Consider the following 18,756-nt stretch of genomic DNA (forward strand, 5'->3'; position numbering starts at 1 on the left):
GCAAAAAGGGCGGCCCAACGGCCGCCCTTTTTTGTTTCAATCCCACTCCGGCACCCACGGCAGCAATCCCGGCTTGATGATGCGGTAGCCGGTGGCGTTGAGGGTGTCGATGCGGGCCATGTCGATGGAGGAGAGGGTGAAATCCATGATCTCGAAATTCGCCCGGATGTTTGCCGGCTTCGTCGACATGGTGTTGAGCGGCACGCCCTTCTGGAGGATCCAGCGCAGAACGACCTGGGCGGCCGACTTGCCGTAACCTTCGCCGATTTCCGCAAAAAGACCGTGCTTGAAGACTTCGCCCCGCGCCACCGAGGCATAGGAGGAGAGCGGAATGCCGGTCTCCGTCGCGGCGGCGAGGAGCTTGTTCTGGTCGAGCAGCGGGTGGAATTCCACCTGGTTGGTGACGAGCGGCACATCGACGACCGCTTTTGCATCCCGCATCATGCGCGCCGTATAGTTCGACACGCCGACCGCGCCCGCCAGGCCCTTGTCATGGGCCTCCTGCAACAGGCGCAGCGACGGGGCGACATCGCCATCCGCCGGCGGCCAGTGCAGCAACAGCACATCGGCGCGGTCGAGTTTCAGCGCTTCCAGGCTCGCCTCCACCGAGGGGATGAATTTCTCCGCGCTGTAATTGTCCGGATGCACCTTGGTGGTGATGCAAAGCTCGGTGCGGGCGACGCCGCCGGCGGCAAGGGCCGCCCCGGTCTCGGCTTCGTTGCCATACATCTGCGCCGTATCGAACGCCCGGTAACCGGCTTCGAGTGCGGCGTCCACGGCGGCGCACAGGTCGTCGCCCTTCAGCGGATAGGTGCCGAAACCGCGCTGGAAACTCTTCTGGAAATAGATGTTCATGCCTCCTCCTTGGCTGGTCGATGCGCCGGCAGTGCGGGCGCGAAAATCTTGCTTGCCCGATTGCTCCGGCCGTGCTTAATGTATAACTAGTTAGTTACTTAATGCAATGGAGATCGGAGGATTCAGCCATGAAGAAGGTGAAGACGGCGGAGGAGGCGGCCAGGCTCGTCAAGGATGGCGCGGTCGTCGCCGTCAATTCTTCCTCGGGCCTGTGCTGCCCGGATGCCGTGCTGAAAGCGCTCGGCGAACGCTTCGATCGCGAGGGCCATCCGCGCGGGCTGACCTCCGTTCACCCGATCGCGGCCGGCGATTTCTTCGGCACCAAAGGCGTCGACCACATCGCCAAGCCCGGCATGCTGGAAAAGATCATCGGCGGCTCCTACCCTTCCGGTCCGAGCAATGCCGAGCCGCCGCTCATCTGGCAGATGATCCTGAAGGAAGAACTCGCCGCCTGGAACGTGCCCTCCGGCATCGTCTTCGACATGCTGCGCGAGGGTGCGGCCAAGCGGCCGGGCGTGCTGACCAAGGTCGGCATGGAGACCTTCGTCGATCCCGACCAGGACGGCTGTGCGATGAATGCCAGCGCGCGGGCCAAGCCGCTCGTCAAACGCGTCGAATTTGCCGGCGAGGACTGGCTGCATTTTCCGGCCATCCGGCCGGACGTCGCGATCATTCGCGCCACGACCGCCGACGAGAAGGGCAACCTCACTTTCGAGCAAGAGGGCGCAACCCTCGGTGCCATGGAGATGGCGCTTGCCGCGCGCAATTCCGGCGGCCTCGTCATCGCGCAGGTCAAGCGCGTGGCGGCCAGCGGCTCGCTGCGGCCGCATGATGTGCGCGTGCCTGGCATTCTCGTCGATGTCATCGTGGAGGCGCCGGAGCAGTTGCAGACGACGGCGACGCCTTATGATCCGGCGATCTCCGGCGAGCTTTTCCGCCCGCTCGACACCTTCCGCCTGCCGGCGCTCGACGTCGGCAAGGTGATCGCGCGGCGCGTGGCGCAGGAGCTCCGGGAGGACTGGGCGGTCAATATCGGCTTCGGCATTTCGGCCAATGTGCCGCGCATCCTCATCGAGGAAGGCCATCACGGCAAGATCACCTGGGTGATCGAGCAGGGCGCCGTCGGCGGCGTGCCGCTGCTCGATTTCAAGTTCGGCTGCGCCTCCAATGCGGAAGCCTTCGTCGCCTCACCGCACCAGTTCTGCTACTTCCAGGCCGGCGCCTTCGATTGTTCGCTGCTGTCCTTCCTCGAAATCGACGCCGAAGGCTCGGTCAATGTCAGCCGGCTGGCGGCCACACCGCACCGCACCGCCGGCGCCGGCGGCTTCGTCGACATCACAGCGCGGGCGAAAAAGATCGTCTTCTCCGGCAATTTCAATGCGGGCGCGAAGATGCGCATCGAGGACGGCCGGCTGGTCATCGACAAGGAAGGCCGCATCGCCAAGATCGTGCCGAAGGTCGACCAGGTCAGTTTTTCGGGAAAACGCGCCCGCGCGCAGGGGCAGGACATCACCTATGTCACCGAGCGCTGCGTCATTCGGCTTGAGGCGGATGGGCTGGTCGTCACCGAAATCGCGCCCGGCCTCGATCTCCAGCGCGACGTGCTCGACCAGGCGGCCACGCCGCTCAGGGTCTCCGAGACGCTGAAGACCATGGACGCCGCGCTGTTCCGCGCCGAGACTATGGGTCTCGCGCTGTGAGCGACCCGCGCATCGCGCTCGTCGTCGAGGACCGCATCGCCCGGCTGACGCTGCGCCGCCCGGAAAAACTGAACGCCATCGACGCCGGAATGGTCGACGCGCTTTTGCAGGCCTGCCGGGATATCGAGCGGTCGGAGGCGCGCGTCGCCATTCTGACCGGCGAGGGCGCACGCTCCTTTTCCGCGGGCGGCGATATCGCGGCCTGGAGCAATCTCGATGCGGAGGCGTTTTCGCGCCGTTGGCTGCGCGATGGGCATGACGCCTTCGACGCCCTGGCGCGCCTCACCATACCGTTGATCGCCGTGCTGAACGGGCACACGCTCGGTGGCGGGCTGGAGTTGGCCGCCTGCGCCGACCTGCGCATTGCGGAAGCCCATGTGAAGATCGGCCAGCCGGAGCCTGGCCTCGGCATCATTCCCGGCTGGTCCGGCACACAGCGTGCGTCGCGGCGTTTCGGCTCGTCGCTGGTGCGCCGCATGGCGCTGTTCGGCGAGGTCTTTTCGGCGGAACAGGCGCTGGCGCTCGGGCTGGTCGACCAGGTCGTGCAAACGGGCGAAGGCACGGTCGCGGCAGAGGCCGCCGCCCAGCGCGTGCTGAAACGCGCGCCCCGCGCCACCGAGCTCACGAAAATGCTGATCAACGCCGCAGAGGGCGAAGAGAATGCCCGCGTCGTCGAGGCGCTGGCAGGTGCCGCGGCCGCGGCATCGGCGGACCTCGCGGAGGGCCTTGCGGCCTACCGGGAAAAGCGGCCGCCGGCGTTTTAGCAGACAGGACGCCCGCGCCGCCAAGCGGCACGGGCGGCAGGTTCAGGCCGGCACCGGCGCGTCCTCGCGCAACAATCCCTTGCGCTTCAGATCCGCCCAGAACTCACCGGGAATCGGGTGCGAGAACCAGGCAAGGTTCTGGTCCAGCTGCTCCACCGTGCGCGTGCCCGCCATGAAGGACGGTACGGCCGGGTGGGCGACCACGAATTGCAGGGCGGCGGCGGCGAGCGGCACGCCGTGTTCGGCGCAGACGGCCTCGATCTTCGCGACCTTTTCCAGGATCTCGCGGGGCGCCGGGGCGTAATTGTATTTGGCGCCCTCCTTCGCGCCGGTGGCCAGGATGCCGGAGTTGAAACCGCCACCCACCACGACCGCGGCACCGCGCTCTTCGCAGAGCGGCAGGAAGGCATCGAGCGCGTCCTGTTCCAGCAGCGTATAGCGGCCGGCCAGCAGGAAGCAGTCGAAGTCGCGGCGTTTCAGCGCCTCGTGGCAGACCTGCCATTCGTTGACGCCGACGCCAATCGCCTTCACCAGCTTTTCCGATCGCAGCTTTTCGAGTGCCCGCCAGGCGCCGTCCATCGCCTGCTCGAACACTTCCGGCTGCGCATCGCCGCGCGTGAAAACGTCGATGTCGTGGATGAAGCACATCTCCATGCGCTCCAGCCCCAGCCGTTGCAGGCTGTCCTCGAAGGCGCGCATCGTGCCGTCGTAGCTATAGTCGAAATGCATGGTGAAGGGCGCGGCGTTCTTCCAGGGCGCAAAATCGATCGTGTCGCGCCGGGCCGGGCGCAGCAGGCGGCCGACCTTCGAGGCGAGCACGAAATCGTCGCGCTCCTTCCAGCGCAGCGCATGGCCGGTGCGAAGCTCCGCCAGGCCATGGCCATACATCGGCGCGGTATCGAAGAAGCGCACGCCGGCATCCCAGGCATGTTCAAACATGGCCGCGGCCGTCGCTTCGTCGATCTCCTGGAAAATGTTGCCGAGGGGGGCGGTGCCGAAGCCGAAACTGGTGACCTCGATATCCGTGCGGCCGAATTTTCGCTTGTCGCTCGCGTGCATACTTATCCTCCATAAGTAACCATATGGTGAATAGTAAGCACGGCCCAACCCCCTGCGCAAGCAGGTTCGTACACGTTTGGAAATTTTTCCGGCTTGACGTCGTGCATCCGTCACATGTATGTAACCAGATAGTTACTAGAAGCGAGACGAAGCCGATGTATCTCACGGAAACGCAGGAGCAGGTGCGCGACATGGCGCGCGCCTTCGCCGATGAAATGATCCGCCCTCTGGCCGAGGAACTGGACCGCGAGGAGAGTTTCCCCGCCGCCCTCTATGACGAGATGGCCAAGCTCGGCCTGTTCGGCATCGGCGTGCCGGAGGCGCTCGGCGGACCGGGCTTCGATACGCTCACCTATGCGCTGGTGATGGAGGAGCTGAGCCGCGGCTACGCCTCCGTCGCCGACCAGTGCGGCCTGGTCGAGCTCATCTCGACCCTGCTTGTGCGCCACGGCACGGAGCGCCAGCAGGCGCTGCTTCCCGACATTCTCGGCATGCGCGCCAAGGTCGCCTATTGCATCACGGAGCCGGAGGCCGGCACCGATGTCTCGGGCATCCGCACGACGGCCGTTCGCGACGGCGACGGCTGGCGGCTCGATGGCGGCAAGATCTGGATCCACAATGCGCCGGTCGCCGATTACGGTTTCGTGCTGGCCCGCACCGACAAGGAGGCCGGCAATCGCGGCATGTCGATCTTCATCGTCGACCTGCATGCGGCGGGCGTCGAGCGCGGTCCGAAGGAACACAAGATGGGCCAGCGCGCCAGCCAGGTCGGCGCGCTGAATTTCGCCGATGTGCGCCTTTCCGCCGACGCCCTGCTCGGCACGGAAGGCCGCGGGTTCCACATGATGATGTCGGTGCTCGACAAGGGCCGCGTCGGCATCGCCTCGCTTGCAGTCGGCATCGGCCAGGCGGGGCTTGAGGCCGCGCTAGACTATGCCGGCACGCGAAAACAGTTCGGCAAGGCGATTTCCGATTTCCAGGGCGTGCAATGGCTGCTCGCCGACATGGCGAAGGATATCGAGGCCGCACGCCTGCTGGTGCATTCCGCCGCCTCGAAGATCGATTCCGGTGCAGATGCGACGAAGGCCTGCTCGATCGCCAAATGTTTTGCCGGCGACATGGCCGTGCAGCGCACCGCCGATGCCGTGCAGGTCTTTGGCGGCTCGGGCTACATCCGCGGCTTCGAGGTGGAGCGGCTCTATCGCGACGCCAAGATCACGCAGATCTACGAGGGCACCAACCAGATCCAGCGCATGATCATCGCGCGCGAACTGCTGAAGAAGGGTGCCAGGGCATGAGCGCCCAGCTCGTCGCCCTCGTCACCGGCTCGTCGCGCGGCATCGGGCTGGCGGTGGCCGAAGCGCTCGCGGGCCAGGGTTTTGCCGTTGCTATCAACGGCCCAGCCGAGGATGCGGAACTGTCGGCGGCGGTCGCGCGCATTGCGGCGCTGGGCGTGCCGGTTGTGGCCGCGCCGTTTGATGTTACCGATATCGCCGGCCATGAAGCCGCGCTCGACGCCATTGAGAAAAAGCTCGGACCGCTCACCACGCTGGTCAACAATGCCGGCGTTGGCGTGCTCCAGCGGGGCGACATGATGGATGTGTCGGAGACAAGCTGGGACCGCTGCTTTTCCGTCAATGCCAAGGCGCTGTTCTTCCTGAGCCAGGCCTTCGCCCGCCGCCTTCTGGCGCGCGAACGGCCGCCGCTCTTCCATTCGATCGTCAATATCACCTCGTCCAATGCCGTCGCAGTGGCCGAGCACCGCTCGGAATATTGCGCCTCGAAGGCCGCGGCCGCCATGGTGTCCAAGGCGCTTGCCGTGCGGCTCGGGCGCGAGGAGATCGCCGTCTACGACGTGCAGCCCGGCCTCATCGCCACCGAAATGACCGCGCCGGTCATCGATGCCTATCGCGAACGGGCGGAGCAGGGCCTGACGCTCTTCCCCCGCGTCGGCCAGCCCGGCGATATCGGCACGCTGGTCGCATCGCTTGCGTCGGGGCGGCTTCCCTACACCACCGGCCTCACCATCCCGGCGGATGCCGGCATGCTCGTGCCGCGCTTCTGAGGGTTTTTTCATGACTATCGCACTTCCCGATACCGCCGGCCGCCTCTCGGACTACACCCTGACGGGCCAGCCGATCGCCGCGGCCAAACTCGGCAAAAACCCGGCACGCACCGTCTATTCCGCCGCCCATGTGGTGGCCGATCCCTTCACCGCCAACGATCCCTCCGGCCACGCCACGGTCGATTGGGAAAAGACCATGGAGTTCCGCCGCTACCTCGCCGGCCTCGGCCTCGGCATTGCGGAGGCGATGGACACCGCGCAGCGCGGCATGGGCCTCGACTGGCCGGGCGCGCTGGAGCTCATCCGCCGCACGCGCGAGGAACTGCCCGATGCGCTGGTCGCCAATGGCTGCGGCACGGACCATCTTGACCCCGCGACGGTGACCAGCCTCGACGCCGTGCGCCGCGCCTATCTGGAACAGGCGGAAGCCATCCAGAAGCTCGGCGGGCGCCTCATCCTGATGGCCTCGCGCGCTTTGGTGCGCGTTGCCAGGGGGCCGGAGGACTATATCAAAATCTATTCGGACGTGCTGTCGGCCTGCGACGAACCGGTGATCCTGCATTGGCTCGGCGACATGTTCGACCCGCAGCTTGCCGGCTACTGGGGCAGCGCCGATTTCGACCCCGCAATGCAGACGGCGCTTGCCGTCATCGGCGAAAACACAGCCAAGGTGGACGGCATCAAAATCTCGCTTCTCGACAAGGAGAAGGAAATCCGCATGCGCCGCCGCCTGCCGGCGGGCGTGAAAATGTATACGGGCGACGACTTCAACTATCCCGAACTGATCGAAGGCGACGAAGAGGGCTTTTCCCATGCCCTGCTCGGCATTTTCGATCCGCTGGCGCCCGCCGCGGCTTACGCGGTGGAGCGGCTGGGCGAGGGCGACAAGGCCGGCTTCCGCGCGACGCTCGATCCGACCGTGCCGCTCGCCCGGCTGATCTTTCGTGCGCCCACGCAATATTACAAGACGGGCGTCGTCTTCCTCGCCTGGCTCAACGGGTTCCAGGATCATTTCATCATGCTGAACGGCGCGCAGGCCATGCGGCCGCTGCCCTATTTCGTGGACCTCTTCCGCCATGCCGACCAGTGCGGCCTGCTGCGCGATCCGGAGCTGGCCGTGGAGCGCATGAAGAAGCTGCTTGCGCTCTACGGGGTCTAGGCGATGCGGGATTTTTCCAGCGACCATTCGGCGCTTGCGCTCAACACCGCGAGCCTCGGGCACAATCTGGAAGGCCATGGCGCGGGCTGGTCGCCGGAGCGGGTGATCGATGCCTGCGCAGAGCGTGGCTTTGGCGCCATCGTCTTCTGGCGGCGGGAAATCGGCGCGCGGTCCGTGGAGATCGGAGAACGGGCGCGAGCGGCAGGTCTTTCCGTCGCCGGGCTTTGCCGCACGCCGTTTCTGGTCGGTACGGAAGCGGTGGACAAAGTCGCGGTCCTCAATGAGGCCAAGGCCTCCATCGACATGGCGGCGGGGCTTGGCGCCGATGTGCTGACCATCGTGGTCGGCGGCGTGCATCCGGGCACCAAGGGCATGGCGGAAAGCCTGAAAATCGTCGCCGACCGTGTCGCCGAGATCGCGCCCTATGCGGCGGAACGCGGCGTCCGGCTGGCGCTCGAACCGCTCAACCCCGTCTATGCCGGCAACCGCTCCTGCCTCACCACGGTGCGCGATGCCGTCGATCTTTGCGAAACGGTCAGGGCGCCGAACCTCGGCATCGCGGTCGATGTCTACCATGTCTGGTGGGACACGGACCTCGATGCGCAGTTGCGCCGCGCGGGAAAAGACCGGATTTTCGGCTACCACCTGTGCGACTGGCTCGCCGATACGCGCGACGTGCTGCTCGACCGCGGCATGATGGGCGACGGCGTCGCCGATCTGAAGGCGATCCGCGCCAGCGTCGAGGGTGCGGGTTATGCGGGGCCGTGCGAGGTGGAGATCTTTTCCGCGAACAATTGGTGGAAACGGGACCCCGGCGGGGTCCTCGATGTCATGGTCGAGCGTTTTCGCACGCTCTGCTGACGATTTAGGAGATTCTTTATGAAACTGCTGGTGCCCATCAAGCGGGTCGTTGATTACAACGTCAAAATTCGCGTGAAGGCGGATGGCTCGGGTGTCGAGCTAGCGAATGTGAAGATGTCGATGAACCCGTTCGACGAGATTTCGGTCGAGGAGGCGTTGCGGCTGAAGGAAGCCGGCAAGGCGTCGGAAGTGGTCGTCGTGTCGATCGGTCCGGCCAAGGCCGAAGAGACGCTGCGCACCGCGCTCGCCATGGGCGCCGACCGCGCCGTGCTGGTCGAGACGGACGATGCCGTCGAACCGCTCGCCGTGGCGAAGATCCTCAAGGGTGTCGCCGAAGCCGAACAGCCAAGCCTGATCATCGTCGGCAAGCAGGCGATCGACGACGACAGCAACCAGACCGGCCAGATGCTGTCGGCGCTGCTCGGCTGGGCACAGGCGACGTTTGCCTCGAAGGTCGAGATCGGTGAGGGTTCCGCCCAGGTCACCCGCGAAGTCGACGGCGGTCTCCAGACCATCGACGTGAAGCTGCCGGCCGTGGTCACGACGGACCTGCGCCTCAACGAGCCGCGTTATGCCTCGCTGCCCAACATCATGAAGGCAAAGAAGAAGCCGCTCGACAAGAAGACCCCGTCCGACTTCGGCGTCGACATGAGCCCGCGCCTCAAGGTGCTGAAGACCGAGGAACCGTCCGGCCGCAAGGCAGGCGTCAAGGTCAAGAGCGTCGCCGAACTCGTCGACAAGCTGAAAAACGAAGCCGGCGTGCTGTAAGGAAACCCGTGAGGCCCGCCTGCAAACGGCGTGGCACTGCGCTTCCGGTGCTCACGTACTGATGTACGCTGCGCGCCGGTTCTCGCGCCCCACCGTTTTCGGCAGGGCCTGACGGGTTTTCGGGACCGAACCATTTTCCAAAGGACATCATCATGGCCATTCTTCTTCTGGCAGATCACGACAATGCCCACCTTTCCGACCAGACGGCAAAGGCGCTGACGGCGGCAGGCAAGATCGGTTCCGACGTGCATGTGCTCGTCGCCGGTGCCGGTGCAAAGGCTGCGGCCGAACAGGCGGCAAAGCTTTCCGGCGTGACGAAGGTGCTCGTTGCCGAGGATCAAACCCTTGCCAACAATCTGGCAGAACCGCTTGCAGCGCTCATCGTCTCGCTTGCCGGCAGCTATGAGGCGATCGTCTCGGCCGCGACCTCGGTCGGCAAGAACGTTCTGCCGCGTGTTGCAGCGCTGCTTGATGTCGCCCAGGTTTCCGAGATCATCGAGGTCGTCTCTGCCGATACGTTCAAGCGTCCGATCTATGCCGGCAATGCGATCCAGACGGTCCAGTCCACCGACGCCAGGAAGGTGATCACCGTGCGCACGGCGTCCTTCGCGGCAGCAGGCGAGGGCGGCAGTGCATCGATCGAGAGCGTCTCGGCGGCTGCGAACCCCGGCCTCTCGACCCACGTCAAGGACGCGCTGTCCTCGTCGGATCGTCCGGAGCTGACGTCGGCCAAGATCATCATCTCGGGCGGTCGTGCGCTTGGTTCGTCTGAAAAATTCCAGGAGGTCATTCTTCCGGTTGCCGACAAGCTCGGCGCTGCCGTTGGTGCCTCCCGTGCTGCGGTCGATGCGGGCTATGCGCCGAACGACTGGCAGGTCGGGCAGACGGGCAAGGTGGTTGCGCCGCAGCTCTACATCGCCTGCGGCATCTCGGGTGCGATCCAGCATCTGGCCGGCATGAAGGACAGTAAGGTCATCGTGGCGATCAACAAGGACGAGGAGGCGCCGATCTTCCAAGTCGCCGATTATGGCCTCGTGGCGGATATTTTCGAAGCCTTGCCGGAATTCGAAAAGGCCGTCGGCGCGCGTTGATACGCGCCACGCTCACCCCTCGTCGCGAAAACTCGCGGTGGCGGGGGGTGGGGGGCTGGTGTGGAAGCGGGCACCCTTCAGCCAGAGTTTCAGTGCTTCCCAGTGGATGCCGGCCATCACCTTCAGCGTCATGAAGGGGAAGCGCAGCAGGTATCTGGCGAGGTTCGGGCCGGTCAGCGCCATGGCGTCGCCGTTGAAGGTGGCGGCAAGAAGCGGCTCGCTGCCGGCGGTCTCGTGGATGCGCAGCCGCACCGTCCTTCCCGGCGGCAGGATGCGAAAATGGTAGCGCATGCCCATCTCGATGAACGGCGAGACGTGGAAGATCTTCGTGCGCGTCTGGCGGATGCCGGCCGGGCTCGCCTCGCCCGGCAGCACGGGCGCGACATAGCTGTGGCGCTCGCCAAAGGTGTTGCGCACCGCATAGATGATCGCAAGCAGCTCGCCCGCGGCGTCATAGGCGAAATAGGTCGAGATCGGGTTGAAGACGTAGCCAAACATGCGCGGATAGGCGAGCAGCAGGACGCGCGCCGCCGGCACTTCCACCCCCGCCTGCGCCAGCAACCGATCGGCGAAGCCGCGCAGCGTCTCGCCGTCCTGCTCGACATGGTCGCTCTCGCGAAACGACAGCAGCCCCGGACGGTTGACCGCGAGCAGGCGGGAGAGGCGGCCGAGTTCGCCGAGCCGGTCGACATCGACCAGCAGCGCGAAGACCGAATAGCTGAAACGATGGCCGAAGGGTTTCAGCCGCTGGTGCATCACCTTGCCGGGATAGAGCGTGCCGGCCGCGTCGGGCGGCGGGCCGTTCTCCTCGACGCTGGTGATGCGTTCAGCCTTCATTGCGCCGATTTCCAGCGCACGTTGCGGCAGAGCACGCCGCCGAGAATGCAGCCGCGCGTGAGAAGCGCTCCATCGGAGACCTGAACGGTGATGGAATAGGTGCGGTCGCGTTTCTTGTCATAGGCCGATCCGGACAGCGTATCGGCGGATTTCGGCTTGAGCGACATGACCAGAACGTCGCCGGCCGCTTCGCCCTTGCTGGTATCGCCGATCCAGAGGTTGGTGGCGCAGATATCGTTGCCGCAGGGCGCGATGCGCACGCGCGCATTGCCGTCGTCGCGCAGCCACACGCCACTCGGATCGGCGGATTGCTGCGCACCCACGGCGCTGACCGTGAGCAGCAGCAGGGCAAAGGGTGCCAAAATCGGCGTCTTCATCGCGTCATCCTCCTTGCTTGCTTTCCCGCACATACGCAGCGCGCAGGCGATCGGTTCACTCGTAGAGTGATCCGGCGCGTGCGGTGCGGCGTAGACATCATGAACCCCACGGAAAGCACCTCATGAAGACCCTGATTATCGCCTATTTCGCGGCCGGCTTCGTCTTCCTGATCGTCGATGCGATCTGGCTGGGCACGATGGCCAATGTGCTCTACCGCCCGCTGCTCGCCGACAAGCTGGAAACGCAGTTCAAGCTGGTGCCGGCGATCTGCTTTTATGTGATCTATATTGCCGGCATCGTTTTCTTCGCGGTGATCCCGGCGCTGGAAGGCGGCGGGCTGCCCAAGGCGGCGCTCAACGGCGCGGTGCTCGGCCTCGTCGCCTATGCCACCTACGACCTGACCAACCAGGCGACGCTCAAGGATTGGCCGCTCGCCGTGACGCTCGCCGACCTGCCGTGGGGCGCCTTCGTCACCGCCGTCGGCGCCTCAGCCGGATATCTGGTCGCCAGCCGGTTCGACTGATCCTTCCGCCTCCGCCAGCCTGTTGGAGAAGATGAGGGCAACGAAGGCCATCAGCATGCCGGCACTCACCACGTTGAGCCGCGCGAGCGCCGCATATTGCTCCGCGCTGTAAGCGGCAATGGGCGAGCCATAGCTGTCGTTCAGCAGGAAGGCGAGGAAGGCGAGCCCCGCCAGCGCCAGGCCGTAGATGCGCTCCTTCGGGCGAAACAGCAGAAGGGCGATCATCGCGCAGGGCAGCAGGAAGATCTCGACGGCCGATGAGACGCCGAAAAGCCAGGCGCATTGCACCGTATTGCCGATGCCGGCGAGCGGCAGCAGCGCCCGGCCGGCGATCGTGTTCCTGCGCGCCACCGCCGGCACGGCGAGGAAGAACGGCGTCGAGAGGAAGGTGAACCAGCCGGGCGTGATATCCCCGCCGACCAGCCAATAAAGATAAAGCGGATAGAACGGCTGGTTGGAGGCGACGATGAGCGCGATGAGGTTTGCCGCCGCCACCCGCGGGTCCGGGTGGTGGGCATAGGCGCTGAGGGCGCGCAGCGGCCTCATGCGGCGGCAGGGCGCAGCAGGTAATGGCTGACGCCCCATTCCTCGCCGTTCGCATGGCCGAAGAGCCCGGCCGTCGCCAGGAAGAACAGCCGCCAGCGACGCATCCACAGAATGGCGTCGGCGCCGTAGGTATCGGCAAAGATCGCGCGGATCGCCGCGCGGTTGGCGTCGAAATTCTTCAGCCAGTCGAGCGCGGTGCGCTCATAGTGCCGGCCGTTCCAGCGCCAGTCCTTTTCCACGGTGAAACTGTCGGAAAATTCCCGCACCAGCCCGTGGCTGGGCATGACGCCGCCGGTGAAGAAATGCTGGGCGATCCAGTCCGCCTTGTCGGCATGGTCGAAACGGTAGGCGCTGGCGCGATGCGAGAAGACATGCAGGAACAGCCGCCCCTCCGGCCGCAGCCATCCGCGGGCGCGCGACAGCAGGGTCCGCCAGTTGGACATGTGCTCGAACATCTCCACCGAGACGATGCGGTCGAATGTCTCGCCCGGCTGGAAGGCGTTCATATCGGCCGTCACCACCGTGAGGTTGGTCAGGCGGCGGCGTGTGGCTTCCCCTTCGATGAAGTGGCGCTGCGAGGCGGAATTCGAGACGGAGACGATGCGCGAGGCCGGGTAACGCTCGGCCATGAACAGCGAGAGCGAGCCCCAGCCGCAGCCGAGCTCCAGCACGTCCTGCCCGTCTTCCAGCGCGGCATGGGCGCAGGTCTCCTCCAGCGCGGCGATCTCGGCCTCGGCAAGCGTCGTCTCGGCGGTCGGATAGAGGCAGGAGGAATATTTGCGGCGGGGACCGAGCGCCAGCGCGAAAAAGTCCTGCGGCAGTTCGTAATGCTGCTCGTTGGCCGCATCTGTGTGCACGGCGATCGGGAAGGCCTCCATGGCCTTGGCGAAATCCCGGTCCGCCACGCCGCCGCCCGTCAGCACGCGGCTGGTGCGGCCGACGAGGCGGTCGATGCCGAAGCGCAGCGCGCTGTCGGGAAGCGGCAGGCGCTCGGCGGCGGCAATCGCGGTGACGGCGAGGTTCATGTCGGTCTCTCCTTGGTGTTGAAGCCGGGCCAGAAGGCGTTTACGCGCTTGGCATAGGCGGCGAAGGCGACCCCGCGCGAGCGCAGCATATGCGCTTCGAGCGGCGGGATGCCCGAGACATGGACCAGCAGCCAATACATGAAGGCGGGTCCGGCAAGAGCCGTCCAGCCCCAAGGCCATGTGCCGGCCGGGCCGATGGCGATGACGGCGTAACCCGTCCAGCCGAGCCACTGGAAAAAGTAGTTCGGATGGCGGGAGAGGCCCCAGAGCCCGGCATCGCAGACCTTGCCCCGGTTGGCAGGGTCGCTGCGAAAGCGCGCGAGCTGCGCATCCGCCAGGCCTTCGCCGAGCACGGCCGCCACAAGGATGGCGATGCCGGCGATGTCGCTCCAGCGCAGGCCGGGCGCCGGATTGCGGGCGGCGAGGAAGATGGTCGCGGCGAGCAGCAGCGCTGCGGCGGCCTGGATTTGGAGGAAGAACCACAGGCGGCTTTTCCAGCCGTCGCCCCATTCCTTCTTCAGCCGCGCATAACGCGGGTCTTCGCCGCCATGCAGCGTGCGCAGCACGATGTGAAAGCCGAGCCGGCAGGACCACAACACGGCAATGAGCGCGACGACGAGGCGGCGCTGGACATCGCCTTCCCAGCCGGCGACCGGGGTGAGGGCCACCGCGATGCCGGCGGCACCGACAAGGAAGGACCAGGTCGCATCGACCCAGCCGGAACTGGCGCCGCGCACCACGGCGAGCCAGGCGCCCGTCATGGCGAGCGAGAGGGCGACGGCGAGCAGGAGAAACAGGGCCGCCGGCGCCATGGCTCAGATCCCGAAGATCGGTTGCAGCATGCGGCCGATGAAGCCCTTGAAGCGCATCTGGCCTTCCATCGCCGCAAGGCAGATACAGTCGCCGTCGCGATCAACGACCGGCTGGTGCTCGACGTCCTCGTCCATTTCCGCCATGTCGCCCGGCCGGAACGTGCCAAATCTATCTGTGAACGCGCCGGCCACGACATATGTGAACTCGGTGCCGGCATGGCCATGATCGGGAAGGGCGCGGCCGGGGGCGATCTTCAGCAGGATCAGGTTGGCATCGGGATCGTGCGGCACGCCGACGCGGCTCATGCGCATGCCGGGGCCGATCCAGCGCCAGCGCCCGATGTCGCAGCCGCCCAGTGCATCCGGCAGGCGCACGCCCTCGATCTCGACCGGCTTGCGCGATTGCGGGCTCTGTGCCGGCTCTTCCTCCGCGTCGATCATCGCCAGCACGTCGTTGAAGGCGGTTTCGGAGAGTTGCGTCGGCTCGATCTCCTCAAGCAGCGCGCCGCCGACGGCTTCGTAGGTCGCGATGCGGGCGCGGCAGGCGGGGCAGCCGGCAAGATGCGCTTCGACGACGATCGCAGGACCCGCAGCCAGCGTGCCGGCGGCGTAGCGCATCAGGGTCTCGTCGGTGGCGTGGTGGTGTTTCGAGCTCATGTTTCGTCTTCCAGCAGCGCGCGCAGGCGGTTCATCGCCAGGCGTGTTCTAGATTTCACCGTGCCGAGCGGAATGCCCAGCTCGCCGGCAATTTCGGTCTGAGATTTCTCGCTGAAATAGGACAGGCGAATGATCGTCTGCTGCTCCGTGGACAAGGTGGTGAGCGCGCGGCGCACCCGCTCGTCGCGCTCGGCGCCGATCACCCCGTCCTCGATGGAAAACGGCGCGTCCTCGGCATCGACCGGCAGCGTCGCCGGATTGCGCAGCCGCCGCAGATGGTCGATGCGCAGGTTGCGGGCGATGGTGAATATCCATGTCGCCACCCCCGCGCGCTCCGGGTCGAAATAGGAGGCCTTGCGCCAGACGTTCAGCATCGTCTCCTGCACCAGGTCCTCCGCCACGCCCGACGATATCGCCGAGCGCAGGAAGAAGGTCTTCAGGCGCGGGCCGAAATGCCGGAACAGCGCGGCGAAGGCCTGCCGGTCGCGGTCATCGGCCACCGCCGCAAGCAGGCTGGCGAGCACCTCCGGCGTCGGCGCGCGCGGATCGGCCGCATTCATGACGGCACGCCGCATGCCGGCGGGCGGAGCCGGCCTTTCCTGCGTGTCGATCTGGTTCGAAGCGTCATACATGCATCCTTCTACGCGGCGGGCCTCAAGCCGGATCATCTCCCCCTGACGCGGCTTGACGAGTGATCCGGTACGGCACCGTTTTCGTAGAACCTACAGAAAGTCCACTACCAAATCGACAGCCCCCATAAGGATCGCGATGCGACATGTTTCCCAATCCGACCGACCCCTCCGGATCGCCGTCGTCGGCACGGGCATCGGCGGCCTTTCTGCGGCCTGGCTGTTGTCGCAGCGCCACGAGGTCACGGTCTTCGAGGCGGAGGCGCGCATCGGTGGCCATTGCCATACGGTGGAGGCCGGGCAGGCGGCGGTGGATACCGGCTTCATCGTCTATAACGAGCGCACCTATCCCAACCTGACGGCGCTGTTTTCCCATCTCGACGTGCCGACAAAAGCCTCCGACATGTCCTTCGCCGTCTCCATGGACGACGGCGTGCTGGAATATTCCGGCACCAATCTCGTCGGTCTCTTTGCCCAGGGCAGCAATCTCGCGAGCCCGCGCTTCTGGTCGATGCTGCGCGATGTCGTGCGCTTCTACCGCGAGGCGCCAGCAAGCGTGCGCGACCTCGACCCCTCCGCAAGCCTGGACGATTACCTGAACAGCGCCGGTTTCGGCACGGCCTTCCGCGAGGACCATCTCTATCCGATGGCGGCCGCGATCTGGTCGACGCCGGCCCTCGAAATCGGCAACTACCCGGCCGTCTCCTTCGTGCGCTTCTGCGAGAACCACGGCCTGCTCAAATTCTTCCGCCGCCCGATCTGGCGCACCGTCGAGGGCGGCAGCCGCGCCTATGTGGAAAAGCTCATCGCCCCCTTCCGCCATCGCATCCGCACCAGCGCGCCCGTCACCGCCATCCGCCGCGTCAACGGCGCGGTGGAAATCTCGACGCCGGGGGCGGAGCCGGAATGGTTCGACCATGTGGTGATCGCCGCCCATGCGGACCAGGCGCTGGCACTCTTGACTGATCGCTCGGAGCGGGAAAACGACCTGCTCGGCGCCTTCTGCTACGGCCTCAACGAGACCGTGCTGCACAGCGACGAGACGCTGATGCCCCGCCGCCGCCGGGTCTGGTCGAGCTGGAACTATCTGGCGCAATCCGCCCGCGACGGCAGCAAGCGGCGCAAGCCCTGCGTCACCTACTGGATGAACCGACTGCAGGGCGTGACCGCCGATCGCGCGCTCTTCGTGACGCTGAGCCCGCTGCATGCGCCGGCGGAGGAGACGGTGGTCTGGCGCGGCGTCTACCAGCACCCGCTGTTCAACGCCGCCACGCTCGCCGCGCAAAAGGAACTCTGGTCTTTGCAGGGCCAGTCGAACACCTGGTTCTGCGGCTCCTATTTCGGCTCCGGTTTCCACGAGGATGCCATCCAGGCCGGGCTTGCGGTGGGCGAGAGCCTCGGCGGCACGACCCGGCCCTGGACGGTGGCGGGCGAGTCCGACCGCATCTTCCGGACCTTGCAGCAGGTCTAGAAAAGGCCGTTGCTCCTCGTGCGCGGTGCGGGCATTCTCCGGGAAAACCCGTCAGGAGCATGCCCATGATCGTCCAGGCCTGCATCAATGGCGCGCGGCCAAGCGCCTTCCACCCGCGCCTGCCGCTCGATATCGAGGCCATGGTGCGCGACAGCCTGCTCGCCATCGCGGCCGGTGCCGCCGAACTCCACGTTCACCCCCGCACGGACGGCCGCGAGTCGCTCGCCGCCGTTGACGAGACCATGCTGGCGCTGCGCCGCGCCTGCCCCGGCACGTTCATCGGCGTGTCGACGGGCGCCTGGATCGAGGGCGACGAGGCTGAGACACGCCGGCGGATTTCGGAATGGCGCGACCTGCCCGACTACGCTTCGGTGAACCTCTCCGAGCCGGATGCCCCCGCCGTGATGGCGCTTCTGCGCGAGCGCGGCGTCGGCATCGAGGCGGGGCTTGCCAGCGTCGCCGATGCCGAACGGTTGCTGTCCCTGCCGGATCACGATCGCGTGCTGCGCATCCTCATCGAGATCGACGAGCAGAATTTGTCGAGCGCCATGGCGATCGCCGATGGCATCGCCACAACGCTCGCGGATGCCGGCCTGCGGCGGCCCATCCTGCTGCACGGCAGCGACGCCACGGTATGGCCGTTCGTCGCGAGAGCCCGCGAGCGCCGCTGGTCGACGCGGGTGGGGCTGGAGGACGGAAAACACCTGCCGGACGGGACAGTTGCCGAGGACAATGCGGCCCTTGTCAGCGCCGCGGTCGCCATCTTCCGGGCGCCTCCGTCCGCTGCATGAAAAAAATCCTTCACCGTCGGGAACCCTTGGGCATGCCTTCGCATTCCGGTGCCGGAATTGGGGCATATTCATATGACGATGACGACACTTCGCAACGACGTCCGTTGGCTTTCTCCCGTGTTCGTGCGGATCGGCTATGGCGCGGCGGAAGCCGTTCGCAGCCCGCATGACGCGATGAACTACCTGCATTTCCGCTGGCCGGCGCACCGGGGGCGGGCCTTCGACAATGCCCGCACGCTCTGCGCCGACGCGATGGAGAACGGCAAACCCTGCGAGACCGCCCGCGAGGCCTTCATCCGCGCCTGTGTCGAAGCGAGCATCCTCGACTAGGCGATGGACAAGGACCCTCCCCACGATCTCGACCGTTTCAAGCTGGCGCAGGCGCCGGTGTTCGAAACGGTGCTGAGGGAATTGCGGTCCGGCCGCAAGCGCAGCCATTGGATGTGGTTCGTCTTCCCGCAGATGCGCGGGCTCGGCCGTTCGCCGGCCGCCCGGCATTTCGGCATTGCCTCGCTGGGCGAAGCGCAGGCCTATCTCGCCGATCCGGTGCTGTCCGAGCGGCTGCGGCTGGCGACGGAGGCCGTGGTTTCCGTCGAGGGCCGCTCGCTGCTGGAGATCTTCGGCTCGCCCGACGACCAGAAGTTCCGCTCGTCGATGACGCTTTTCGCGGTCGCATCCAGCGACGACCCGCTCTTCACCCAGGCCTTGCAGACCTGTTGCGACGGTGTGCGCGATGCGCAGACGCTGGCGCTGCTCAACGCGTGA

The 18,756-nt window shown here is 66.1% G+C and carries 22 protein-coding genes; 13 read left to right on the forward strand and 9 right to left on the reverse strand.

Annotation, left to right across the window (positions count from 1 at the left end; all coding sequences use genetic code 11):
• Nucleotides 1-36 precede the first annotated feature (36 nt).
• Nucleotides 37-855: an aldo/keto reductase gene (locus GB927_RS27195; protein ID WP_256120365.1), complete on the reverse strand. Its 819-nt coding sequence runs from the start codon at nucleotides 853-855 to the stop codon at nucleotides 37-39.
• Between the two features lie 128 nt (nucleotides 856-983).
• On the opposite strand from GB927_RS27195, the gene GB927_RS27200 reads away from it, so the two are divergent.
• Together GB927_RS27200 and GB927_RS27205 are read left to right on the forward strand one after the other, a co-directional pair.
• Nucleotides 984-2,555 carry an acyl CoA:acetate/3-ketoacid CoA transferase gene (locus tag GB927_RS27200; RefSeq protein ID WP_256120366.1) on the forward strand — a complete coding sequence of 524 codons (1,572 nt, stop codon included), beginning with the start codon at nucleotides 984-986 and terminating at the stop codon, nucleotides 2,553-2,555.
• Nucleotides 2,552-3,319 (forward strand): enoyl-CoA hydratase/isomerase family protein, encoded by a 768-nt coding sequence (locus GB927_RS27205; RefSeq protein WP_256120367.1) that lies wholly within the window; start codon nucleotides 2,552-2,554, stop codon nucleotides 3,317-3,319. The genes GB927_RS27200 and GB927_RS27205 overlap by 4 nt, the downstream gene beginning before the upstream one ends.
• A gap of 42 nt (nucleotides 3,320-3,361) precedes the next feature.
• Here the strand turns inward: GB927_RS27205 and GB927_RS27210 are convergent, their stop codons facing one another.
• Entirely contained in the window at nucleotides 3,362-4,378 is a 1,017-nt protein-coding gene (locus GB927_RS27210; protein WP_256120368.1) for an aldo/keto reductase, read from the reverse strand.
• Between the two features lie 155 nt (nucleotides 4,379-4,533).
• Between GB927_RS27210 and GB927_RS27215 the strand changes: the two genes are divergently transcribed.
• The 6 genes from GB927_RS27215 to GB927_RS27240 all read left to right on the forward strand — a co-directional run bounded on the left by GB927_RS27215 (nucleotide 4,534) and on the right by GB927_RS27240 (nucleotide 10,322).
• Nucleotides 4,534-5,676, forward strand: a complete 1,143-nt coding sequence (locus GB927_RS27215; RefSeq protein WP_256120369.1) for an acyl-CoA dehydrogenase family protein — start codon at nucleotides 4,534-4,536, stop codon at nucleotides 5,674-5,676.
• Nucleotides 5,673-6,443 (forward strand): 3-ketoacyl-ACP reductase, encoded by a 771-nt coding sequence (locus tag GB927_RS27220; RefSeq protein ID WP_256120370.1) that lies wholly within the window; start codon nucleotides 5,673-5,675, stop codon nucleotides 6,441-6,443. Before GB927_RS27215 ends, GB927_RS27220 begins: the two co-directional genes overlap by 4 nt.
• 10 nt (nucleotides 6,444-6,453) lie before the next feature.
• A complete protein-coding gene (locus GB927_RS27225) occupies nucleotides 6,454-7,602 on the forward strand; it encodes a dihydrodipicolinate synthase family protein (protein ID WP_256120371.1) in 1,149 nt (382 codons plus the stop codon).
• 3 nt (nucleotides 7,603-7,605) lie between these two features.
• On the forward strand, nucleotides 7,606-8,463 hold the full coding sequence (locus GB927_RS27230; RefSeq protein ID WP_256120372.1) for a sugar phosphate isomerase/epimerase family protein: 858 nt from the start codon (nucleotides 7,606-7,608) through the stop codon (nucleotides 8,461-8,463).
• Between the two features lie 18 nt (nucleotides 8,464-8,481).
• Nucleotides 8,482-9,231 (forward strand): electron transfer flavoprotein subunit beta/FixA family protein, encoded by a 750-nt coding sequence (locus tag GB927_RS27235; RefSeq protein ID WP_256120373.1) that lies wholly within the window; start codon nucleotides 8,482-8,484, stop codon nucleotides 9,229-9,231.
• Nucleotides 9,232-9,383: 152 nt separating this feature from the next.
• Nucleotides 9,384-10,322 (forward strand): electron transfer flavoprotein subunit alpha/FixB family protein, encoded by a 939-nt coding sequence (locus tag GB927_RS27240; RefSeq protein WP_256120374.1) that lies wholly within the window; start codon nucleotides 9,384-9,386, stop codon nucleotides 10,320-10,322.
• A gap of 12 nt (nucleotides 10,323-10,334) precedes the next feature.
• Here the strand turns inward: GB927_RS27240 and GB927_RS27245 are convergent, their stop codons facing one another.
• Nucleotides 10,335-11,159: a DUF1365 domain-containing protein gene (locus GB927_RS27245; RefSeq protein WP_256120375.1), complete on the reverse strand. Its 825-nt coding sequence runs from the start codon at nucleotides 11,157-11,159 to the stop codon at nucleotides 10,335-10,337.
• Nucleotides 11,156-11,536 carry a DUF2147 domain-containing protein gene (locus GB927_RS27250; protein WP_256120376.1) on the reverse strand — a complete coding sequence of 127 codons (381 nt, stop codon included), beginning with the start codon at nucleotides 11,534-11,536 and terminating at the stop codon, nucleotides 11,156-11,158. The genes GB927_RS27245 and GB927_RS27250 overlap by 4 nt, the downstream gene beginning before the upstream one ends.
• Nucleotides 11,537-11,658: 122 nt before the next feature.
• On the opposite strand from GB927_RS27250, the gene GB927_RS27255 reads away from it, so the two are divergent.
• Entirely contained in the window at nucleotides 11,659-12,060 is a 402-nt protein-coding gene (locus tag GB927_RS27255; RefSeq protein ID WP_256120377.1) for a DUF2177 family protein, read from the forward strand.
• On the opposite strand, the gene GB927_RS27260 is transcribed toward GB927_RS27255, so the two are convergent.
• The 5 genes from GB927_RS27260 to GB927_RS27280 are packed head-to-tail and all read right to left on the reverse strand — an operon-like array spanning nucleotide 12,025 to nucleotide 15,732.
• Complete coding sequence (locus GB927_RS27260; RefSeq protein WP_256120378.1) at nucleotides 12,025-12,606, reverse strand: hypothetical protein; 582 nt, start codon at nucleotides 12,604-12,606, stop codon at nucleotides 12,025-12,027. The two genes, GB927_RS27255 and GB927_RS27260, sit on opposite strands and share 36 nt — an antisense overlap.
• Nucleotides 12,603-13,631: an SAM-dependent methyltransferase gene (locus GB927_RS27265; RefSeq protein WP_256120379.1), complete on the reverse strand. Its 1,029-nt coding sequence runs from the start codon at nucleotides 13,629-13,631 to the stop codon at nucleotides 12,603-12,605. The genes GB927_RS27260 and GB927_RS27265 overlap by 4 nt, the downstream gene beginning before the upstream one ends.
• Nucleotides 13,628-14,443, reverse strand: coding sequence for a DUF1295 domain-containing protein (locus GB927_RS27270; protein WP_256120380.1), 816 nt, complete (start codon nucleotides 14,441-14,443; stop codon nucleotides 13,628-13,630). The genes GB927_RS27265 and GB927_RS27270 overlap by 4 nt, the downstream gene beginning before the upstream one ends.
• Nucleotides 14,444-14,446: 3 nt before the next feature.
• Entirely contained in the window at nucleotides 14,447-15,100 is a 654-nt protein-coding gene (locus tag GB927_RS27275) for a ChrR family anti-sigma-E factor (RefSeq protein ID WP_256120381.1), read from the reverse strand.
• Entirely contained in the window at nucleotides 15,097-15,732 is a 636-nt protein-coding gene (locus GB927_RS27280) for a sigma-70 family RNA polymerase sigma factor (protein ID WP_256120382.1), read from the reverse strand. The genes GB927_RS27275 and GB927_RS27280 overlap by 4 nt, the downstream gene beginning before the upstream one ends.
• 136 nt (nucleotides 15,733-15,868) lie before the next feature.
• On the opposite strand from GB927_RS27280, the gene GB927_RS27285 reads away from it, so the two are divergent.
• The 4 genes from GB927_RS27285 (at nucleotide 15,869) to GB927_RS27300 (ending at nucleotide 18,756) form a co-directional block, all read left to right on the forward strand.
• Nucleotides 15,869-17,200, forward strand: coding sequence for an NAD(P)/FAD-dependent oxidoreductase (locus tag GB927_RS27285; protein WP_256120383.1), 1,332 nt, complete (start codon nucleotides 15,869-15,871; stop codon nucleotides 17,198-17,200).
• A 65-nt stretch (nucleotides 17,201-17,265) separates the two neighbouring features.
• Nucleotides 17,266-17,991: a 3-keto-5-aminohexanoate cleavage protein gene (locus tag GB927_RS27290; RefSeq protein ID WP_256120384.1), complete on the forward strand. Its 726-nt coding sequence runs from the start codon at nucleotides 17,266-17,268 to the stop codon at nucleotides 17,989-17,991.
• Between the two features lie 72 nt (nucleotides 17,992-18,063).
• Nucleotides 18,064-18,321 carry a DUF982 domain-containing protein gene (locus GB927_RS27295; protein WP_256120385.1) on the forward strand — a complete coding sequence of 86 codons (258 nt, stop codon included), beginning with the start codon at nucleotides 18,064-18,066 and terminating at the stop codon, nucleotides 18,319-18,321.
• A 3-nt stretch (nucleotides 18,322-18,324) separates the two neighbouring features.
• Nucleotides 18,325-18,756: a DUF1810 domain-containing protein gene (locus tag GB927_RS27300; protein ID WP_256120386.1), complete on the forward strand. Its 432-nt coding sequence runs from the start codon at nucleotides 18,325-18,327 to the stop codon at nucleotides 18,754-18,756.

Source organism: Shinella lacus, assembly GCF_010994755.1.
GTDB lineage: Bacteria > Pseudomonadota > Alphaproteobacteria > Rhizobiales > Rhizobiaceae > Shinella > Shinella lacus.